The following is a 17,537-nucleotide window of genomic DNA, read 5'->3' as shown; positions in this document are numbered from 1 at the left end:
GCGATGAGCCTTGACAACAGACCGGTGTATACGGGCGGCTGCCAGTGCGGCGCAGTGCGCTTCCGCGTCGAAGGCGCGCTCGGCGATGCCTCCGTCTGCCATTGCCGCATGTGCCAGAAGGCGAGCGGCAATTTTTACCTGCCGCTGGTCTCGGTGCGCGGCGCAGGACTCGACTGGACGCGCAGCGAGCCCAAACGCTTCCGCTCGTCCAATGCGGCGTTGCGCGGTTTCTGCGCCGAATGCGGCACGCCGCTGACCTTCGAAGCGACCGACGGCGTGGCGCTCGCCATCGCCGCATTCGACCACCCCGAGGAGATCGCGCCGACGATCCAATGGGGTGTCGAAGCCAAGCTCCCCTATGTGGATCATGTCCACGAATTGCCCGGTGAGGAAACGATGGCCGACGTCTCGTCTGCCTCCTATCTCGCCGACCTCGTCTCCTACCAACATCCCGACCATGACACCGAACAATGGCCGCCGGAGGAAAGATCATGACCGAAACCGTTCGTACCGGCGGCTGCCAGTGCGGCGCCGTGCGCTTCCGCATCCACGGCGCGCTCGGCCGCCCCTCGATCTGTCATTGCCGCATGTGCCAGAAACAGTTCGGCTCGTTTTTCGGCGCGCTTGTGACAGTGCCGAGCGACGGCGTCGAATGGCTGCGCGAGGAGCCGAGTTACTTTCAGTCGTCGGTCAACATCGATCGCGGCTTCTGCGCCCGCTGCGGCACGCCGCTGACCTACCGCCAGCCCGGCGCGCTCGAGATCGCCATCGGCGCCTTCGACGACCGTTCCGATCTGGCGCCGCAGATCCAGGTCAACTACGCCGCCAGGCTGCCTTGGGTGGAGACGATCTTCGACGCGCCAATCCACGACGATCCGGATTTCTACGCGCGACAGGAGTCAATCATCTCCTTCCAGCATCCCGATCACGAGACGGCCAACTGGCCGCACCAGGGCCTGAAACTATGAGCAGCGAATTCCGCACCCTCTATCCCGAGATCGAGGCTTTCGAGTCCGGCATGCTAGACGTTGGCGATGGCCATCAGGTCTATTGGGAGCGCTCCGGCACCCGCGGTGCCAAGCCGGCGGTATTCCTGCATGGCGGACCGGGCGGCACCATTTCGCCAAAGCACCGGCGGCTGTTCGATCCGACGCTGTACGATGTCATCCTGTTCGACCAGCGTGGCTGTGGAAAATCGACGCCCAATGCCTCGCTCGAAGCCAACACCACCTGGCATCTGGTCGCCGACATAGAGCGGCTGCGCGACATGTGCGGCTTCGACAAATGGCTGGTGTTCGGCGGCTCGTGGGGTTCGACGCTGGCGCTGGCCTATGCCGAGACACACCCCGAGCGGGTCAGCGAACTGGTCGTGCGCGGCATCTACACGCTGACCCGCGCCGAACTCGAATGGTACTACCAGTTCGGCGTCTCGGAGATGTTCCCCGACAAATGGGAGCGGTTTTTGGCGCCCATTCCGGAGGCTGAGCGCGGCGACATGATGGCCGCCTACCGCAAACGGCTGGTCGGTAGCGATCCTGTGGCGCAGGTCGAGGCCGCTCGCGCCTGGAGCCTGTGGGAGGGCGAGACGATCACTTTGCTGCCGGAACCGGAAACCAGCGGTCCCTTCGGCCAGGATGATTATGCCCTGGCCTTCGCCCGCATCGAGAACCACTATTTCGTCCATGCCGGCTGGCTGGAAGAGGGACAGCTGCTGCGTGATGCATGGAAGCTTAAGGATATACCGGGTAGCATCGTTCACGGCCGCTACGACATGCCGTGCCCGGCGCGCTATGCCTGGGCGCTGCACAAGGCGTGGCCGAAAGCGGATTTCCATCTGATCGAAGGTGCCGGCCACGCCTATTCGGAGCCGGGCATCCTCGACAGGCTGATCCGCGCAACGGACGTGTTTGCCGGGAAATGACGATGGCTCGCGAGCGCCTTTATCTGTTCGACACGACGCTGCGCGATGGTCAGCAGACGCCGGGTATCGACTTTTCCGTCGAGGACAAGATCGCCATCGCCAAGCTGCTCGACGAGTTCGGCCTCGACTACGTCGAGGGCGGTTACCCTGGCGCCAATCCAACCGACACCGCCTTTTTCGCCGAGCGTCGCACGGCCGATGCCAAGTTCGTCGCCTTCGGCATGACCAAGCGGGCAGGAGTGTCGGCCTCGAACGACCCCGGCCTCACCGCGCTGGTCCAGTCGAAGTCGGATGCCATCTGCTTCGTCGCCAAGAGCTGGGACTACCATGTCCGCGTCGCGCTCGGCTGCACCAATGAGGAGAACCTCGAGGCGATCAAGGCCTCGGTCGAGGCGGCGCTCAGTGCCGGCAAGGAGGCGATGGTCGACTGCGAGCATTTCTTCGATGGCTTCAAGGCCAACCCCGATTATGCGCTGGCCTGCGCCAGGACGGCCTACGATGCCGGCGCGCGCTGGGTGGTTCTATGCGACACCAATGGCGGCACGCAGCCCTCCGAGGTGCGCGCCATCGTCGAAAAGGTGATCGCGGCCGGCATACCGGGCGACCATCTCGGCATCCACGCCCATGACGACACCGGCCAGGCGGTGGCGAATTCGCTTGCCGCCGTGGAGGCCGGCGTGCGCCATATCCAGGGCACGCTGAATGGCATAGGCGAGCGCTGCGGCAACGCCAATCTGATCTCGATCGTGCCGACATTGTCGTTGAAGCCTGCCTTTGCCGGCCGCTTTGCAACAGGCATTTCAGCGGAGGCGTTGACCGGTATATCGCGCTTGTCCCGCGCCTTCGACGAGTTGCTGAACCGTGCGCCGGAAGCGCAGGCCCCCTATGTCGGCGCCTCCGCATTCGCTACCAAGGCCGGCATCCATGCCTCGGCGCTGGCCAAGGAGCCGGCGACCTACGAGCATGTGCCGCCAGAGACTGTCGGCAACCGCCGCCGCGTCATGGTTTCGGACCAAGGCGGCAAGGCGAATTTCATGGCCGAGCTGAAACGGCGCGGCATCGACATGCCCCGGGACGACCATCGCCTCGACGCGCTGATCGCCGTGGTCAAGGAGCGTGAGGCGGAGGGCTACGCTTACGAAGGCGCCGACGCCAGCTTCGAGCTTCTGGCGCGCAAGATGCTGCATGGCGTGCCGGAATTCTTCCGCGTCACTTCATTCCGCTGCATGGTCGAGCGCCGCTTCGACGCCAACGGCCAGCTGAAGACGGTCTCGGAGGCGATTGTGAAAGTGCTGGTCGAGGGCGAGGAGAAGATGTCGGTCGCCGAAGGCCATGGCCCGGTCAACGCGCTCGACATTGCGCTGCGCAAGGATCTCGGCAAATTCCAGAGCGAGATCGCCGATCTCGAGCTGGCCGACTTCAAGGTGCGTATCCTCAATGGTGGCACCGAGGCGATTACCCGCGTGCTGATCGAATCGCATGACGGCACCGGTGCGCGCTGGTGGACGGTCGGCGTCTCCGAAAACATCATCGATGCTTCGTTCCAGGCGCTGATGGATTCGATCGTCTACAAGCTGATGAAGAACCGCGACATGGCCGGGCTGATCGCGGCGGAGTGAGGAAATGGGCTTCACGATAAGCTGGGTCGCATTCAATGGTCTGCCACTCGCGAAGGCAGCGCTGGCTTTCGGTCTGGCTCAGAGCGGACAATCGGACGAGGTTTTTGATTTTGACTACAATGGCGTGACGGTTGGTCAAAATTGGTCTGTCGTCATTTTTAACGACGTGAACATGGACCTGGTGGACGAGAAGCGCCTGGCTAACCTTTCGACGGGCAGGGACATTGTCGTCGTTCACAATATCGATACGGTCATGCTGCAATGGGCCGAACAGTGGCGCGACGGGCACGAAGTCTGGAGCATACGACACACCAGCGCAGACGGTGCGCGCAACCTGGAAGCGACAGGAAACCTTCCATCCTGTTTCGAGGAGATCCGCCGCGAGCGCTTCGCAGATCAGGATCGCGAGGACGCAGGTGCTGCCGCCATAGACTTTATCGCCGATATTCCGATCGAGGTGGCAGAATGCGTGACGGGCTTTCGTCACGACACCGTTGGAGCGGAATTCATGGAATTGGTGCCTGCGCCCGGCGAGACCAAATGACTGCGGGCTTCGCGCATTTCAATGAACTGGTGAAAACTCCGGGTTCTTGAACCATCAGCGAGACTCCATTGATCCATCAGAACTTTGCGATGGTCTTGCCGGGGCCGCTGGCGCATAGCCTTGGGCCATGGCTACCCAAGTACTTCAAATCGAGGCCGATACCAAAGCTCGTCGCGGCTTCTTGCTGGCGCTCGGCGCCTACCTGCTTTGGGGGCTGCTGCCCTTCTACATGAAGGCTGTCGCGCATCTGCCGCTGGCCGAAGTCATCGCCCACCGCATCGTCTGGTCGGTGCCGATCGCGGCCGCCGTCCTGGTCTGGGCGGGCCGCACTGCCGATTTCAAAGCGGCCGTTCGTTCGCCGCGCATCATTTCGATGGCGCTGCTGACGGCGGCGCTGATCTCGGTCAACTGGGGCATCTATGTCTGGGCGATCGCGGTCGACCGCACGATCGAGACCGCGCTTGGCTATTACATCAACCCGCTGGTCAGCGTCGTTGTCGGCGCGCTGCTGCTCGGCGAACGGCTCGACCGCCTGCAGATCGCGGCGGTGGTGCTCGCGGCAATCGCCGTCGCGGTGCTAACCATCGACGCTGGCAAGCTGCCCTGGGTGTCGCTGGTGCTGGCCTTTTCCTTTGCCGCCTATGGCTTCTTCCGCAAGACGCTGCCAATTGGTCCAAGCCAGGGCTTCCTGCTCGAAGTGCTGCTACTGTCGGTGCCGGCGCTCGGCTACATCGTCTTCCTGATCGCCACAGGACAGGATCATTTCGTCTCCAGCTCCTTGAACGACACCGCCTTGCTGGTCGGCTGCGGACCGGTCACCGCCGTGCCGCTGCTGTTGTTTGCGTTCGGCGCCAGGCTGCTGCGCCTCTCCACCATCGGCATCATGCAATATATCGCGCCGACAATCGTCTTTTTGATCGCGGTGCTGATTTTCGGCGAACCCTTCGGCAGCGTTCAGGCCATCGCCTTCGGCCTGATCTGGGCGGCGCTGGCGATGTACTCCTGGTCGATGTTTTCTTCGGCGCGCAAGACCGTCGCCGCATCCGCTCGATCCGCGTAACGAAGAAAGGCGGCTGGCGGGCCTAATGCCGGCAGCCGCCTCTTTCACGATCGCTCAGCGCTTCGGCCCGAAGCCTGGATAGGGCTGCAGCGGCACGACGGCGGCAATGTCCATCATGCCGGCCTTGACCAGCGGCAAGGTTGCGAGATGGCTGCGCACGTCGGCATCGCTGCCGGCCTCGAACATCATGCCGCTGCCGGGAATGTCGCCTCGATTCCACACCTGACGCACGGCGCCTTCGGCATAGAGCGTGCGGCGCTGCTCGGCCTCGCCGGGCAGCAGAGGCGCGAAATCGGCGTCGGTGAACTTTTCGGTGTTGCGCACAAGAAGGGCAAAGAACTGCATCGGAATCTCCTGATGTTGGCCGTTGGAATGGCGAAAATATTCGCTTCGGCTGGCCAGACAGTCCAAGACTGATTAGGCTAAAGTTGAGACCTCACGGGACTTGAGCATCGGAGCAACAATGTTCGACCTGCGCCAGCTCCGCTATTTCATCACGGTGGCCGAAACCGGCAATGTCGGGCGTGCCGCCGAATTGCTCCACATCTCGCAGTCGCCGCTCAGCCGCCAGATCATGCAGCTGGAGCAGCAACTGGGCATCACATTATTCGAGAGGGCGAGGCAGCGTGTTCATCTCAATCCCGAAGGCCGCGCCTTTCTTACCGAGGCGCGTGCGCTGCTGGCCCATGCAAGACGGCTGGAGGAGCTCGGCCGCAATCTCGCCAGCGGTACGGTCGGCCGTCTCGCCATCGGCTATGTCGAAGGTGCGGTCCATGCCGGGCTTGTCGCTCGGATGCTGCGCCAGTTTCGCCGCGACCGGCCCGAATTTCATCTTCAACTGAAGGGCCAGCGTTCCGCCGCGCAGATCGAAGCGCTGCGCGAACGATCGCTCGATCTGGGCCTCGTCTACACGCCTCCTTCTGCCGACGATCCCGACATCGCCGCCTTGCTCATCATGCGCGAGCCTCTGGTTCTGGCGATGCCGGAAAGCGATCCATTGGCCGAAATCGCGGAGATACTGCCGCAGCAACTGGACGGACGCACCTGGATCACGGTGGTGCGCCAGCCTGACGACACCAACCGCAGCCAATTTCTCGCCGCCTGTGCGAAGGCCGGTTTCCTGCCCGACATAGCCTATGAGACGACCGATCCGTTGACGTCGTTGGGCTTGGTCAGCGCCGGGCTTGGGCTGGCGACGGTGCAGGCCAGCCTGCGGAGTGCCGCGCCGCCTCAGATCGTGTTTCGCGATCTGCCGTGGTTCGAACGCACCGTCTCGATCCATCTCGCCTGGCGACGTCAGGACAAGCGGGCGGTCATCGCGGACTTAAGGAAGGCAGTAGGGAAGGAGTTAATGAAGGAGTTAATAGTGAATAGTGAATAGTAAAGTACAACACCTTCCGAACCGGCGCGCGTGTCTATCCCTACTCCCTACTCCCTACTCCCTACTCCCTACTCACTCTACATTTTATCAATCACCGACTGCACGCCCTCCGTCGGTGCATCGACGGAGGATCCCGCCACCATGATGGCGGCTACGATCGCTTCCGGGTCCTCGACCACCAGCGGCTTGACCCGCTGCGCGGTGTGGATGAAGCCTTCCGTTGCCATGTGGTCGAGCAGCGCCAGCATCGGATCCCAGAACCCTCCGACGTTGCCGAAGACGATCGGCTTACGATGATGTCCGAGCTGCGCCCAAGTCATGATCTCGACGATCTCCTCGACGGTGCCGATGCCGCCGGGCAACGCCACAAAGGCGTCGGATTTCTCGAACATCCTGTGTTTGCGCTCGTGCATGTTGTCGGTGATGACGAGCTCGTCGAGCCGGTCAAGCGCGGTTTCGGTCGCCTCCCGGTTGATCAGAAAACGTGGAATTATGCCCGTTACCTTGCCGCCGGCCTTTAATGCCCCTTCAGCGACGGCACCCATGATACCTTTAGTGCCGCCGCCATAAATCAGACGCAGGCCGGACTTGGCGATCGAGCGGCCAAGCAGGTGTCCGGCCTTGATATAGGTTTCATCTCGGCCCGGGGACGAGCCGCAATAGACGCAGACAGATCGAATCGTGTTCATGTTATGATTGGTGATAGGGACTATTGGCATGGTCAAGCCCCGGAGCGGGCTTTTTCTTGTCGGCTTTGGCAAAACAGGCTAGACCGAAATTAGGTGGCTAAGGGGCAGGGAAACATGGCAATTAATCCGTTGAAGGCGTTTTTGTTCGCGGCTGGCGGCTCCGTCGCTGCGGCGGGAACCGCGTATGTATCGGGCGCACTCGACCCGTATCTCAATTCTACCCCGCCTGCGGAAGTCGCGGCGCTGACGCCGCCGGTTTCGAAACCGGTCGCTCCGGCAACCGAGGGGCGGCTGCCGTCTGCGCCCGCCGCGTCCACCGATGCGGCGACGCCCGCCGCGCCGGCCGCTGCAGGTGCGATCGTGCCGACCTTCGACATCGTGCGCGTCGAAAGCAACGGCTCGATCGTCGTCGCCGGCAATGCAGCGCCCAACGCCAAGGTCGAGATTCTCAACGGTTCGACTGTGCTCGGCTCGACGGTCGCCGGTCCCGACGGCGCCTTTGCCATTATTCTCGACGATCCGCTGAAGCCCGGCGACTATACGATCACGCTTCGCTCTACGGCCGACAATGTCGTGACCGCCTCGGCGCAGACCGCCGTCGTTTCGATTCCCCAGAATTCCACCGGTCAAGTGCTGGCAATGGTCGAGGAGCCGGGAAAGCCGTCCGAACTGCTCACTGTTCCTGCCCCTGAGGCAAAATCTGACGCCTCGCCGCCAACCGGCGAACAGGCGGCCGTTCAGCCACCCGCCACCGGCACCGAATTGCCGGCTGCCGCAGCGCCGGCCGCCGCGGCGGCTGATGTTCCAGCAGCGCCTGCTTCTGCCGCGCCGGCCGCTGTTGAAGCCGCACCGGCTCCGGCAGCGCCCGCCACACCGGCAGCGCCTGCTACTTCCACGGCGGAGCCCAAGGTCGTCGTCGAAGCCGTCGAAATCGACGGCAACAAGATTTTCGTTGCCGGGGTCGCCGATCCCGGCCGCAAGGTGCGCGCCTATGCCAATGATATCCTGCTCGGCGACGCGAAGACCTCGCCCGACCGCCACTTCCTGGTCGAAGCGACACGCGACGTCCCGGTCGGCACCTACACCATCCATGTCGACGCGCTCGACGCCGACGGGGTGACGGTGGTGGCTCGTGCCGCCGTGCCGTTCGAACGCGAGCCGGGCGAGGCGGTTGCCGCCGTCGCACCCGCCGAGCCAAAGCCTGCCGAGGTAAAACCAGCCGAGCCGAACGCTCCGGCCACCGAAGCCGCACCGGCGACAGCCGCCGAAACGCCCGCAACTGCCCCCATTCCTGCCACCGAGGCCCCGGCCGAAATGGCCGTCGCGACGCCTCCGGGCGAAGCTCCCGAGACCGTGGGCCCCAAGCTCGAACATGCCAATGGCGCAGTCATCATCCGCCGCCACGACACGCTGTGGCGGATTTCGCGGCGGGTCTATGGCCAGGGCATGCGCTACTCGACCATCTATCTCGCCAACCAGGACCAGATCAGCAATCCGAACCGCATCTGGCCGGGGCAGGTGTTCAAGGTGCCGGAGAAATCGAAAGAAGGCGAGCCCGCCGATCTCAAGGCAATGGGCGACCAGATGACGACGGCGCCAGTCAAGACTGAGTAGCCGTTCTGCCCATCAGGATAGCTTGCGGCAGGGCCAGTCATCGTTTATCGCCGATGGACGATGACCGAATCCTCTCTCGTAACGGACCGACGCCGCGCGGCAGATGAACACGCGCCGGCCAACTGCACGCCGGCCAACTGTACGCCGGATAGCCGCTCCGTCGCTGTCCGGCTCGCGGCCCTTTCGCATCCGGCGCGGATCGAAATTCTCAAACACCTTTCCGCAAGCCGTTCCTGCTGCTGTCGCGAGGTCGTCGAGCATCTCGACCTGGCGCAGTCCACCGTTTCCCAGCATTTGAAGATTCTGGTCGAAGCCGGGCTTATCCGCTTCGAGCCTGACCGCCAGCGCTCGCGCTATGAGCTCGACCGTGCTGCGCTCGCCGATGTTTCCGCGTCGCTGGCCGCGCTGGTCGATTCCTGCTGCTCCGGCCGCTAAGATATAAAAAGGTAGACAAGAATGGCCGAGAAAACCGTTTCCGCCGATTCCGGCTCGACCTTCAGAACGTTGCGCAATCTCTGGCCCTATATGTGGCCGGCCGACCGCGCCGACCTGAGGGCGCGGGTGGTGTGGGCAACCGTGCTGCTGGTTGCCGCCAAGCTGACCCTGGTGGCCGGACCCTATTTCTTCAAATGGGCGACCGACGCACTGGCCGGCGACGCCAAATCTCCGCCGCCGCTGCCGGCCTTCCTGCTAGCGCCGGTCATGCTGGTCGTCGCCTACAATGCCGTGCGGCTGGTGCAGCTCGGCTTCAACCAGTTGCGCGACGCCCTGTTTGCACGGGTCGGCCAGCATGCCGTGCGCCGGCTCGCCTTCCGCACCTTCGTACACATGCATGAATTGTCACTGCGCTTCCACCTCGAACGGCGCACCGGCGGCCTGTCGCGTGTCATCGAGCGCGGCACCAAGGGCATCGAGACGATCGTCCGCTTCACCATGCTGGCGACGGCGCCGACGATTGTCGAATTCGCGCTCACCGCCGGCATCTTCGCCGTCACCTATGGCTGGCTTTACGTGCTGGTGATCGCGGTCACGGTCTGGCTCTATGTCTGGTTCACCGTCAGGGCGAGCGATTGGCGTATTTCGATCCGCCGAGAGATGAACGACAGCGATAATGAAGCCAGCACGAAGGCGATCGATTCGCTGCTTAACTACGAAACAGTCAAATATTTCAACAACGAAGCCATGGAGGCCGAGCGCTTCGACCGTTCCACGGCGCGCTATGAGGTGGCGGCGACCAGGACCTGGACCTCGCTTGGCTGGCTGAACTTCGGCCAAGGCGTGATCTTCGGCATCGGCATGACCGTCGTCATGGTGCTGTCGGCGCTCGAGGTGAAGGCAGGCACGCAGAGCGTCGGCGATTTCGTCTTCGTCAACGCCATGCTCATGCAGCTTTCGGTGCCGCTGAATTTCATCGGCATGATCTACCGCGAAATTCGCCAGGGCCTGACCGACATCGAAAACATGTTCGATCTGCTCGACGTCAAGCGCGAGATCGTCGATCGGGCGGGCGCCAAGCCACTGGTCGTCGATGCCGGTAAGGTCGAGTTTCGTGACGTGCATTTTTCCTACGACCCCAACCGCAAGATACTGAAGGGCATCAGCTTCGAGGTGCCGGCCGGCAAGACGGTGGCCATCGTCGGCCCCTCCGGAGCCGGAAAGTCGACCATTTCGCGGCTTTTGTTTCGTTTCTACGACATTCAGCGTGGCACGATTCTGATCGACGGCCAGGACATTCGCGACGTCAAGCAGGAGAGCTTGCGCGCCGCCATCGGCATGGTGCCGCAGGACACGGTGCTGTTTAACGACACCATCGCCTACAACATCCGCTACGGCCGCATCGGCGCCAGCGAGGAGGATGTGCGCAAGGCGGCAGAACTGGCCCAGATCGGACCGTTCATCGAGCGGCTGCCCGACGGCTATCGCTCAATGGTGGGCGAGCGCGGGCTGAAACTGTCCGGCGGCGAGAAGCAGCGGGTGGCGATTGCCCGCACCATCTTGAAGGCACCGCCGATCCTGATGCTCGACGAGGCGACCTCGGCGCTGGACAGCCACACCGAGCAGGAGATCCAGGCGGCACTGGACCTGGTCAGCCAGGGCCGCACCACCCTCGTCATCGCCCATCGACTGTCTACAGTGATTTCGGCCGACGAGATCATCGTCCTGCAGGACGGCCAGATCGCCGAGCGCGGCACCCATGCCGCCTTGATGGCCAAGCGCGGCCTATATGCATCGATGTGGGACCGGCAGCGCGAGGCAAGCGAGGCCGAGGAGCGGCTGCGCATTGCCCGCGAAAGCGACGAGTTCGGCGTCGTCGTCCGCCGCCGCACCTCGGAGGTGAGCTGAAATTCGTGCTTGACCTCAACTTAAGTTGAGATCGTAGGCCGTTTTGGATCGTAGCAAGATGCGTCGTTCAAAAACGGAGACAATCGATATGAATGGGATAAATCAGGCAGTTAGTGGCGGCAGCGTATTCCGGGTGGACAAGTTTGTCGTTCCGGCCAACGCTCGCGAGGAGATTCTTGCCAAGGTCCGGATAACGCATGAATTGCTGCGCCAGCAGCAAGGGTTCGTCCAGGATTTCCTGCTCGAGCAATTCTCGGGGCCGGGGGAGTTCAACCTCGTGACCATTGTCGAATGGGAAGGGCAGGCCGCTGTCGATAAGGTCGTGCCGATCATCAAGGCCGCGCATGAGCGCATCGGCTTCAATCCTCAGGAGACCATTGCGCGACTTGGCGTCAGGGCCGATATCGCCAATTACCAGCGGATTCCCGCGGTGTAAGCTCTCTATGGCCAGCCTGCTCCCGGCGCGGTAGCCTCGATGCTGAGCACCTGGCCGGTACGGGCATCGCTGATCATATGTTCGAAGCCGCGCCATTCGGCGGCCACGATGAACAGCGTTTTTCCCCGCTGCCGCCGAGCATGCAGGCAAAACAGCCGCGATCGACGTCGACGCTTTCGAGCATTGTGCCGCCCTCGCGCACCCGCACGCAATGCCTGTTCGGAACGTCTGCGTACCAGGCGGCACCTTCGGCATCGAGGCAGATGCCGTCGGGAAAACCGTTGCCAAGATTGGCCCAGACTCTCCGATTGGAAAGGTGGCCATCGGCAGCGATGTCGAAGGCGGTCAGCCGGTTGGCGTGGGATTCGGCAACGACAAGCGTCTTGTTGTCGGGCGTCACTGCCATGCCATTGGCGAAGGCGAGATTCTCAGCCACCTGCCGAGCCGAGCCGTCAGGTGCAACCAGCACGACGGTGCCGGGGCCGAAATGCTGGCCGGAAGCCGGAGCCGGCCCACCACCATTGACGTAGATGTTGCCGCGCCCGTCGACGACGATCTCGTTCCATGGGCTCTTCGACAGATGTCTCAGATCGGCATGGGTGACCAATGTCCCGTCAGCCTCCTGCCTGAGGATCAGCCCTTCGCGGCCGGACACGACAAGCAGCCGCCCGTCCGGCAGCCAGTCGATGGAGTAGGGCAGGGTGGCCGGCACGATGAGCGCGATCTCGCTGTTGCCTAGGGCGTCAACGGCGATGATCTGGCCTGTGCCCCAGTTGCAGAACCACAGCCGGCCATCGTGACAGCGAGGCGACTCGCCAAAGGCCAGACCGTTCATCACCACTTGCGCTTGCCTGGCTGCTGATTTCTGCATGGGCCGAGAACCTCCGGGTTTGCGCAAATCGTCACGGCCGAAAGGCCGATGAGAGGCGCTGTCTTGCCAAGGACGGGCGTGGGGGCTTCGTGCCGACAATCGCAATCAACATATTTCCGGTTGACCACTTCGGTAGTCCGGATGCTGCCAAGGACGCCCCTGAGGCGGCACGACCGCCAACACCCGACCGCCTGATTGTCGCGTTGCGGCGAAGGGGTGTTTCCGCTATTGAGGCCGTACTTGGAACCAAGGTTGCCCTCATCCCATGAGCCTCGTTGACACGATCAAAAATGCGTTCGTTCCGATCCATCGCGAGGGTTATCCCTTTATCGCTGCGTTCGGCGCGGCGACGCTTTTTCTTGGCTATTTCTCCTCGACCCTGTTCTGGATCGGTCTCATTCTGACCGCGTGGTGCGCTTATTTCTTCCGCGATCCCGAGCGTGTCACGCCGATCGACGACCGGCTGGTTGTCAGCCCGGCGGACGGCATCGTCTCGGCCGTCGGCCCGGCCGTGCCGCCGCGCGAGCTTGGCCTCGGCGGCGGCGAAATGACCCGCATCTCGGTATTCATGAATGTCTTTTCCTGCCACGTGAACCGCGCCCCGGTGCGTGGCCGCATCTCCAGGATCGAGCATCGGCCAGGAAAATTCCTCAACGCCGAACTCGACAAGGCAAGCACCGAGAACGAACGCAACGGGCTGGTCATAGAGAGCCCCAACGGCACGGTGGCTGCGGTGCAGATCGCCGGCCTGGTGGCGCGGCGGATCGTCTGCTGGGCCGAGACCGGCGGCGCCATCGGCACCGGCGAGCGCTTCGGGCTGATCCGCTTTGGCTCGCGCGTGGACGTATTCCTGCCCTCGACGGCGACGCCGCGCGTTGCCGTCGGCCAGACGGCGGTAGGCGGTGAGACGGTGCTGGCGGAATTCGGCGGCGTTGCCGCAACGCCGCTCGTGCGGATATCCTGACCGGTGGCCCCGCCGTTCAAGAAATTCGAGGCGCATGGCGGCGGCGGCCCGCGCATCCGTGAAATCCCGATGCGCATGGTGCTGCCCAATCTGGTCACCGTGCTTGCCATCTGCGCCGGCCTGTCCGGCATCCGCTTCGGCTTCGAAGGCCGCTTCGAGCCGGCGGTGGTGATGGTACTGCTCGCCGCCTTCCTCGATGGTATCGACGGCCGCCTGGCGCGAATGCTGAAGGCGACCTCCAAATTCGGCGCCCAGATGGATTCGCTGGCCGATATCGTCAATTTCGGCGTGGCACCGGCGCTAGTGCTTTATGCCTTTCTGCTCGACAGGGCAGGTTCGCCGGGTTGGATCGCGGCGCTGCTGTTTACCATCGCCTGTGGGATGAGGCTTGCCCGCTTCAACGTGCTCGACGAAGAGCTCGACCGTCCGCAGTGGCAAACCGAATATTTCGTTGGCGTGCCGGCGCCGGCGGGTGCGGTGCTGGTGATGCTGCCGCTCTATCTGTTTTTCCTCAGGCTTGGCCTTGAACCCAGCCGCCTGGCGGCCTTCATTGCCACCGGCTTTACAATATTGGTGGCGTTCCTGCTGGTCAGCCGACTGCCCGTCTATTCCGGCAAGAGCGTCAGGATACCGGGCGACAGAGTGCTGCCGATCATCCTCGCAGTCGTCCTCTACGTCCTGCTTTTGATGACCTATCCCTGGTATACGCTGACGGCTTCGGTTGCCGGCTATTTGCTGTTTTTGCCATTCAGCGTGCGCGCCTATTCCAGACGCGCCAAGCGCGAAGGCGAGAAGGTACCGTCCTCGGACATCGGCTGACAGATTTGGTGGCCAATTTCGCACGCGGCGCTGTGGAACGCCCTTCAAAACCACGTTTTCGGAACTTGCTGGGCGCCTGACCGTTTGTGTCGGTAGGTCCGTTTGAGCGACTGCTCGTGATCGTCAACGTCGCGCAAGCTGCCGCATCGGGCCCAGAATCATCGGAATACGAGAAATGGCTGTCATCCTCATTGGCGCATTACTGACTGTCGCCGGCCTCGTATATATGGCGGTTGCAGCCATCATGCGCGGGCGGCTCAGTGAGCCGGCCGCTGTCTCCACCGCGCCGGATAGCCCGAGGCCCAATCTCGCAACACCAGGTCCGACTCTGGAGCCGCGGCGGCGCGGGCTCCGTTTTCTCGGCTTGTCACAGAATTGGCCGGGCCTGCTGATGATGGCCGTCGGCGTCATTCTGCTGTTATCGGTAGTGGTCCTCTAGAGTTTTGGAAAGGTCTGGAAAACCTCAGGCGGCAGCGCTCAGTCCCAGCCTCTCGAGCGCCAGCTTTCTTGTCGAGACATAGTCGGTCTTGCCCGAGCCCAGCACCGGGATTTCCTCGACCTTGACGATGTCGTTCGGTACCATCAGTTCGGCCGCCCCGGCCTTCTTGCCGAATTCGCGCAATTCGTCGGGATTGGCACTGTCGGCGGTGGTGACCAGGACGAGGCGCTCGCCGCGCCGTCTGTCCGGCACCGCCACCACGGCGTGATGCTCTTCCGGCCACAGCGACTGCACCAGCATCTCGACCGCACCAAGCGATACCATCTCGCCGGCGATCTTGGCGAAGCGCTTGGCGCGGCCGCGAATGGTGATGAAGCCTTCGCGATCGACCGAGACGATATCGCCGGTGTCGTGCCAGCCTTCGAGCGGCAGTAGCTCGCCCGGCCGATCGGCGGTCATGTAGCCCATCATCAGGTTCGGCCCGTCGAGCCACAGCCGGCCGGCGTCGCTAATGCCTTCGACCGGTTCGAGTTTCATGCGCATGGCCGGCAGCAGCCGCCCGACCGTGCCGTCGCGGCCGTGGATGGCGGTGTTGACGGCGACCACCGGTGCGGCCTCGGTCAAGCCAAAACCTTCGATGATCTCGGCCTGGAAGCGTTCGCGATAAACCCGGCGCGTCTCCGGCTTCACCGCCTCGGCACCGGCGACGACAAAGCGCAGGCTGGAAAAATCGCCGTCCTTGGCGGTGCGGGCATAGTTGGCGAGGAACGTGTCGGTGCCGAACATCACCGTTGGCCGGACCTTGCGCGCCACCTCCGGAATAAGCTTGTAGTGGAGCGGTGAGGGGTAGAGGAACAGTTTTACGCCGGTGACCAGCGGCAGGATGGTGCCACCGGTCAGGCCGAACGAGTGGAACACCGGCAGCACGTTGAGCAGGATGTCGACCGGCGAGATGGTGATGCGGGCTTCGGCCTGCATGGCATTGGCAAGAAGGTTCCGGTGCGACAGCACAACTGCCTTGGGTGTGCCTTCCGAGCCGGAGGTGAACAGGATCACCGCCGGCTTGGCTGCATTCTGGCGCTGCAACGGCCATCGCCACAGCAAGGCGGCAGCGAGCTTGTCCAGCGCGGTCACGCTTGCGCGAACATCCTCCAGCCAGAGCAGTTTGGCTCCGCCCTTTTCCACCGCCTCGACTATGTCGGCGAGGTTGGCCTTTTCGACAAAGGCGCGTGAGGAGACCACGGTGCGGATCACCGCCGTGCGGATGGCGGCGGTGACGCTCGCTGGGCCGGCGGTATAGTTGATCATTGCTGCCACTCGCCCAGCCGACAAAACACCGACGAACGCCAGCACGAGGCCATTGGCGTTGGGCAGGAGCAGCCCAACCGCTTCGCTCGGCGCTGTCATTGCCTCGAAGCGGCGGCCCAAAACCCTGGCACCGATAAACATTTTCCGGTAGCTCAGCGCACCGCCGATGATGTCTTCGATAATTGGGTGCGAAGCGCCGACACGGTCGGCGGCATCACGCATGGCAAGGAACAGCCCTCGGTCGAGATCACTGCCAAAAAGCCTGGCCTCGGCGAAGCGATCGAACAGCGCATTGGTATTGGAGGCCTGATTGGGGTTCCGCGCCACCAACTCGGCGATGGTCATCGGCTCCAGCGCGCTGATCGACAGCTGCGGGAACCAGTGGCGCGGCGCCTTGTCTGCCGGCGTCAGCGACGCCGGCAGGCTGCGCGCGCCGGCAACGAAGATCGGCACGATGCGAGCGTCGGCCTGCATGGCGATACGGGTGATGGCGCGGAACAATCGAAACGACTTGACGTCGGGCTCGACCGCATTCGGAAGGTAAACCGCGAGCCGGCCCTTGCCCTTCAGCACCCGCACCAGTCTGCGGCTGACGAAGACGTGCTCGGCGTTGAAGGCGATGGTGCGGCCAAGCTCGCGCCATGGTTCCAGCCAGGGCGATCTGGCCGAAGCCGGGTCGAGAATGTGCAGCGTGTCCTCCGGCAGCAGCGACAGCATCAATGCCGGCTCGAGGCGCGACTGATGCCAGACGACGTAGATGACCGGAGCCGCCGACTTGCGGGCAATCTTGATTCGCTCGTCGTTGATCCGGTAGGCGAGCTTGAACGGCACGTAGAGCAGCGCCTGGCTCAAGCGCAGGCCGAGGCGGAACTTCTCCACCACGCCGATCAGCAGCCAGGCCGTGACAAGACCCGCAAGCAGCGCCAGTGTCAGGATCATCGCCGCATCTCCCAACAATCTCACGTCGCGGCTCTTCAGTGGCCGCTTCGGGTGAGAACCTAGCCGAAGTTGGATCAACGTCAATGCGGCTTCATTTTTCCGTCTCTCCTGCTATCAGTGGGCTCGGCTGCCTTCTCCACAAATCGCAGCTACGCCGCCTTCATCCTCCCGCTGATGAAGCGGAATTCCTGCGTCTTGCCGCCAAAGCCATACGCGGCCGCCGGCACTTCGTGCACGAGGGCATAGCTTTCCTCATGGACCTTGCCTAGCAGCCGGCCGAATGCTGCAAAGATTGCCTGGAGATAGGCCTCCAGTTCGAGCTTGGTGTTGGTGCCGTCGACGACCTTGATGTCGAGCCAAGCCGTGTTGGCGCCGTGCTCGGCCAGCGACTTGCCGCCGGCGAACCAGTGCTCGGGGTCGAGATAGGAAATCGCGACAGCTGTGATCGTCGCGTCCTTGCGCAGATGCGTGGCCGTCAGTTCGGTCACCTCCTTGGCAATAGCGGCGGACAAAGCGGCATCGGGCTTGCCGGTAACGCTGACATTGATGATCGGCATGTTTCTTCTCCTCGGTTTCAAGCGGCGTCTCTT

18 protein-coding genes and 1 pseudogene are annotated in these 17,537 nt (G+C 63.1%); 14 read left to right on the top strand and 5 right to left on the bottom strand.

All coding sequences use genetic code 11. From position 1 onward, the window contains the following. Positions 1-3 precede the first annotated feature (3 nt). The 6 genes from NKI01_RS22990 (at position 4) to rarD (ending at position 5,144) form a co-directional block, all read left to right on the top strand. Positions 4-495, top strand: a complete 492-nt coding sequence (locus NKI01_RS22990; protein WP_352494860.1) for a GFA family protein — start codon at positions 4-6, stop codon at positions 493-495. After that, complete coding sequence (locus tag NKI01_RS22985) at positions 492-968, top strand: GFA family protein (RefSeq protein WP_023719860.1); 477 nt, start codon at positions 492-494, stop codon at positions 966-968. The genes NKI01_RS22990 and NKI01_RS22985 overlap by 4 nt, the downstream gene beginning before the upstream one ends. Continuing rightward, positions 965-1,921 (top strand): prolyl aminopeptidase, encoded by a 957-nt coding sequence (gene pip, locus NKI01_RS22980; RefSeq protein ID WP_023719859.1) that lies wholly within the window; start codon positions 965-967, stop codon positions 1,919-1,921. The genes NKI01_RS22985 and pip overlap by 4 nt, the downstream gene beginning before the upstream one ends. Next, on the top strand, positions 1,918-3,540 hold the full coding sequence (gene cimA / locus NKI01_RS22975) for a citramalate synthase (RefSeq protein WP_352964691.1): 1,623 nt from the start codon (positions 1,918-1,920) through the stop codon (positions 3,538-3,540). Before pip ends, cimA begins: the two co-directional genes overlap by 4 nt. 4 nt (positions 3,541-3,544) lie before the next feature. Next, a complete protein-coding gene (locus tag NKI01_RS22970; protein ID WP_051409686.1) occupies positions 3,545-4,084 on the top strand; it encodes a hypothetical protein in 540 nt (179 codons plus the stop codon). Between the two features lie 127 nt (positions 4,085-4,211). Beyond that, the gene (rarD, locus tag NKI01_RS22965) at positions 4,212-5,144 is read left to right on the top strand and encodes an EamA family transporter RarD (RefSeq protein ID WP_352481840.1); all 933 of its coding nucleotides are present in this window, start codon (positions 4,212-4,214) and stop codon (positions 5,142-5,144) included. 54 nt (positions 5,145-5,198) lie between these two features. On the opposite strand, the gene NKI01_RS22960 is transcribed toward rarD, so the two are convergent. Beyond that, the gene (locus NKI01_RS22960) at positions 5,199-5,489 is read right to left on the bottom strand and encodes a muconolactone Delta-isomerase family protein (RefSeq protein ID WP_023719855.1); all 291 of its coding nucleotides are present in this window, start codon (positions 5,487-5,489) and stop codon (positions 5,199-5,201) included. Between the two features lie 118 nt (positions 5,490-5,607). On the opposite strand from NKI01_RS22960, the gene NKI01_RS22955 reads away from it, so the two are divergent. Then, positions 5,608-6,525, top strand: a complete 918-nt coding sequence (locus NKI01_RS22955; protein ID WP_352481839.1) for a LysR family transcriptional regulator — start codon at positions 5,608-5,610, stop codon at positions 6,523-6,525. 77 nt (positions 6,526-6,602) lie between these two features. Here NKI01_RS22955 and NKI01_RS22950 read toward each other — a convergent pair whose 3' ends face one another. Continuing rightward, positions 6,603-7,214 (bottom strand): LOG family protein, encoded by a 612-nt coding sequence (locus NKI01_RS22950; RefSeq protein WP_023719853.1) that lies wholly within the window; start codon positions 7,212-7,214, stop codon positions 6,603-6,605. Between the two features lie 114 nt (positions 7,215-7,328). On the opposite strand from NKI01_RS22950, the gene NKI01_RS22945 reads away from it, so the two are divergent. The 4 genes from NKI01_RS22945 to NKI01_RS22930 all read left to right on the top strand — a co-directional run bounded on the left by NKI01_RS22945 (position 7,329) and on the right by NKI01_RS22930 (position 11,607). Next, on the top strand, positions 7,329-8,828 hold the full coding sequence (locus NKI01_RS22945; protein ID WP_352494861.1) for a LysM peptidoglycan-binding domain-containing protein: 1,500 nt from the start codon (positions 7,329-7,331) through the stop codon (positions 8,826-8,828). 60 nt (positions 8,829-8,888) lie between these two features. Beyond that, the gene (locus tag NKI01_RS22940; protein WP_352494862.1) at positions 8,889-9,263 is read left to right on the top strand and encodes an ArsR/SmtB family transcription factor; all 375 of its coding nucleotides are present in this window, start codon (positions 8,889-8,891) and stop codon (positions 9,261-9,263) included. Positions 9,264-9,284: 21 nt separating this feature from the next. Further along, on the top strand, positions 9,285-11,171 hold the full coding sequence (locus tag NKI01_RS22935; protein WP_023719850.1) for an ABCB family ABC transporter ATP-binding protein/permease: 1,887 nt from the start codon (positions 9,285-9,287) through the stop codon (positions 11,169-11,171). Between the two features lie 88 nt (positions 11,172-11,259). Further along, positions 11,260-11,607, top strand: coding sequence for an antibiotic biosynthesis monooxygenase (locus NKI01_RS22930; protein WP_352964688.1), 348 nt, complete (start codon positions 11,260-11,262; stop codon positions 11,605-11,607). 5 nt (positions 11,608-11,612) lie between these two features. On the opposite strand, the pseudogene NKI01_RS22925 reads toward NKI01_RS22930, so the two are convergent. Further along, positions 11,613-12,478, bottom strand: a pseudogene (locus NKI01_RS22925) (SMP-30/gluconolactonase/LRE family protein). A gap of 265 nt (positions 12,479-12,743) precedes the next feature. On the opposite strand from NKI01_RS22925, the gene NKI01_RS22920 reads away from it, so the two are divergent. From NKI01_RS22920 to NKI01_RS22910, 3 genes are all read left to right on the top strand, one after another. After that, complete coding sequence (locus NKI01_RS22920; protein WP_023719847.1) at positions 12,744-13,442, top strand: phosphatidylserine decarboxylase; 699 nt, start codon at positions 12,744-12,746, stop codon at positions 13,440-13,442. A 3-nt stretch (positions 13,443-13,445) separates the two neighbouring features. Beyond that, the gene (locus tag NKI01_RS22915) at positions 13,446-14,261 is read left to right on the top strand and encodes a CDP-alcohol phosphatidyltransferase family protein (protein ID WP_023719846.1); all 816 of its coding nucleotides are present in this window, start codon (positions 13,446-13,448) and stop codon (positions 14,259-14,261) included. Between the two features lie 175 nt (positions 14,262-14,436). Further along, on the top strand, positions 14,437-14,700 hold the full coding sequence (locus NKI01_RS22910) for a hypothetical protein (protein WP_023719845.1): 264 nt from the start codon (positions 14,437-14,439) through the stop codon (positions 14,698-14,700). A gap of 24 nt (positions 14,701-14,724) precedes the next feature. On the opposite strand, the gene NKI01_RS22905 is transcribed toward NKI01_RS22910, so the two are convergent. Together NKI01_RS22905 and NKI01_RS22900 are read right to left on the bottom strand one after the other, a co-directional pair. Then, complete coding sequence (locus tag NKI01_RS22905) at positions 14,725-16,947, bottom strand: AMP-binding protein (RefSeq protein ID WP_023719844.1); 2,223 nt, start codon at positions 16,945-16,947, stop codon at positions 14,725-14,727. A 149-nt stretch (positions 16,948-17,096) separates the two neighbouring features. Beyond that, positions 17,097-17,504 (bottom strand): tautomerase family protein, encoded by a 408-nt coding sequence (locus NKI01_RS22900; RefSeq protein WP_023719843.1) that lies wholly within the window; start codon positions 17,502-17,504, stop codon positions 17,097-17,099. Between the last annotated feature and the right edge of the window lie 33 nt (positions 17,505-17,537).

Origin of the sequence: Mesorhizobium sp. M0815 (assembly GCF_040319995.1) — a bacterium.
In the GTDB taxonomy this organism is placed as follows: Bacteria; Pseudomonadota; Alphaproteobacteria; order Rhizobiales; family Rhizobiaceae; genus Mesorhizobium.
Note: the sequence above shows the minus strand (reverse complement) of the source record. Positions and strands in the feature narration are given on the sequence as shown.

Bases quoted from the DNA above. Each gene is read 5' to 3' on its own strand.
- NKI01_RS22990 (WP_352494860.1), top strand. From the start codon at position 4: ATGAGCCTTGACAACAGACCGGTGTATACGGGCGGCTGCCAGTGCGGC.
- NKI01_RS22985 (WP_023719860.1), top strand. From the start codon at position 492: ATGACCGAAACCGTTCGTACCGGCGGCTGCCAGTGCGGCGCCGTGCGC.
- pip (WP_023719859.1), top strand. From the start codon at position 965: ATGAGCAGCGAATTCCGCACCCTCTATCCCGAGATCGAGGCTTTCGAG.
- cimA (WP_352964691.1), top strand. From the start codon at position 1,918: ATGACGATGGCTCGCGAGCGCCTTTATCTGTTCGACACGACGCTGCGC.
- NKI01_RS22970 (WP_051409686.1), top strand. From the start codon at position 3,545: ATGGGCTTCACGATAAGCTGGGTCGCATTCAATGGTCTGCCACTCGCG.
- rarD (WP_352481840.1), top strand. From the start codon at position 4,212: ATGGCTACCCAAGTACTTCAAATCGAGGCCGATACCAAAGCTCGTCGC.
- NKI01_RS22960 (WP_023719855.1), bottom strand. From the start codon at position 5,489: ATGCAGTTCTTTGCCCTTCTTGTGCGCAACACCGAAAAGTTCACCGAC.
- NKI01_RS22955 (WP_352481839.1), top strand. From the start codon at position 5,608: ATGTTCGACCTGCGCCAGCTCCGCTATTTCATCACGGTGGCCGAAACC.
- NKI01_RS22950 (WP_023719853.1), bottom strand. From the start codon at position 7,214: ATGAACACGATTCGATCTGTCTGCGTCTATTGCGGCTCGTCCCCGGGC.
- NKI01_RS22945 (WP_352494861.1), top strand. From the start codon at position 7,329: ATGGCAATTAATCCGTTGAAGGCGTTTTTGTTCGCGGCTGGCGGCTCC.
- NKI01_RS22940 (WP_352494862.1), top strand. From the start codon at position 8,889: ATGACCGAATCCTCTCTCGTAACGGACCGACGCCGCGCGGCAGATGAA.
- NKI01_RS22935 (WP_023719850.1), top strand. From the start codon at position 9,285: ATGGCCGAGAAAACCGTTTCCGCCGATTCCGGCTCGACCTTCAGAACG.
- NKI01_RS22930 (WP_352964688.1), top strand. From the start codon at position 11,260: ATGAATGGGATAAATCAGGCAGTTAGTGGCGGCAGCGTATTCCGGGTG.
- NKI01_RS22920 (WP_023719847.1), top strand. From the start codon at position 12,744: ATGAGCCTCGTTGACACGATCAAAAATGCGTTCGTTCCGATCCATCGC.
- NKI01_RS22910 (WP_023719845.1), top strand. From the start codon at position 14,437: ATGGCTGTCATCCTCATTGGCGCATTACTGACTGTCGCCGGCCTCGTA.
- NKI01_RS22905 (WP_023719844.1), bottom strand. From the start codon at position 16,947: ATGATCCTGACACTGGCGCTGCTTGCGGGTCTTGTCACGGCCTGGCTG.
- NKI01_RS22900 (WP_023719843.1), bottom strand. From the start codon at position 17,504: ATGCCGATCATCAATGTCAGCGTTACCGGCAAGCCCGATGCCGCTTTG.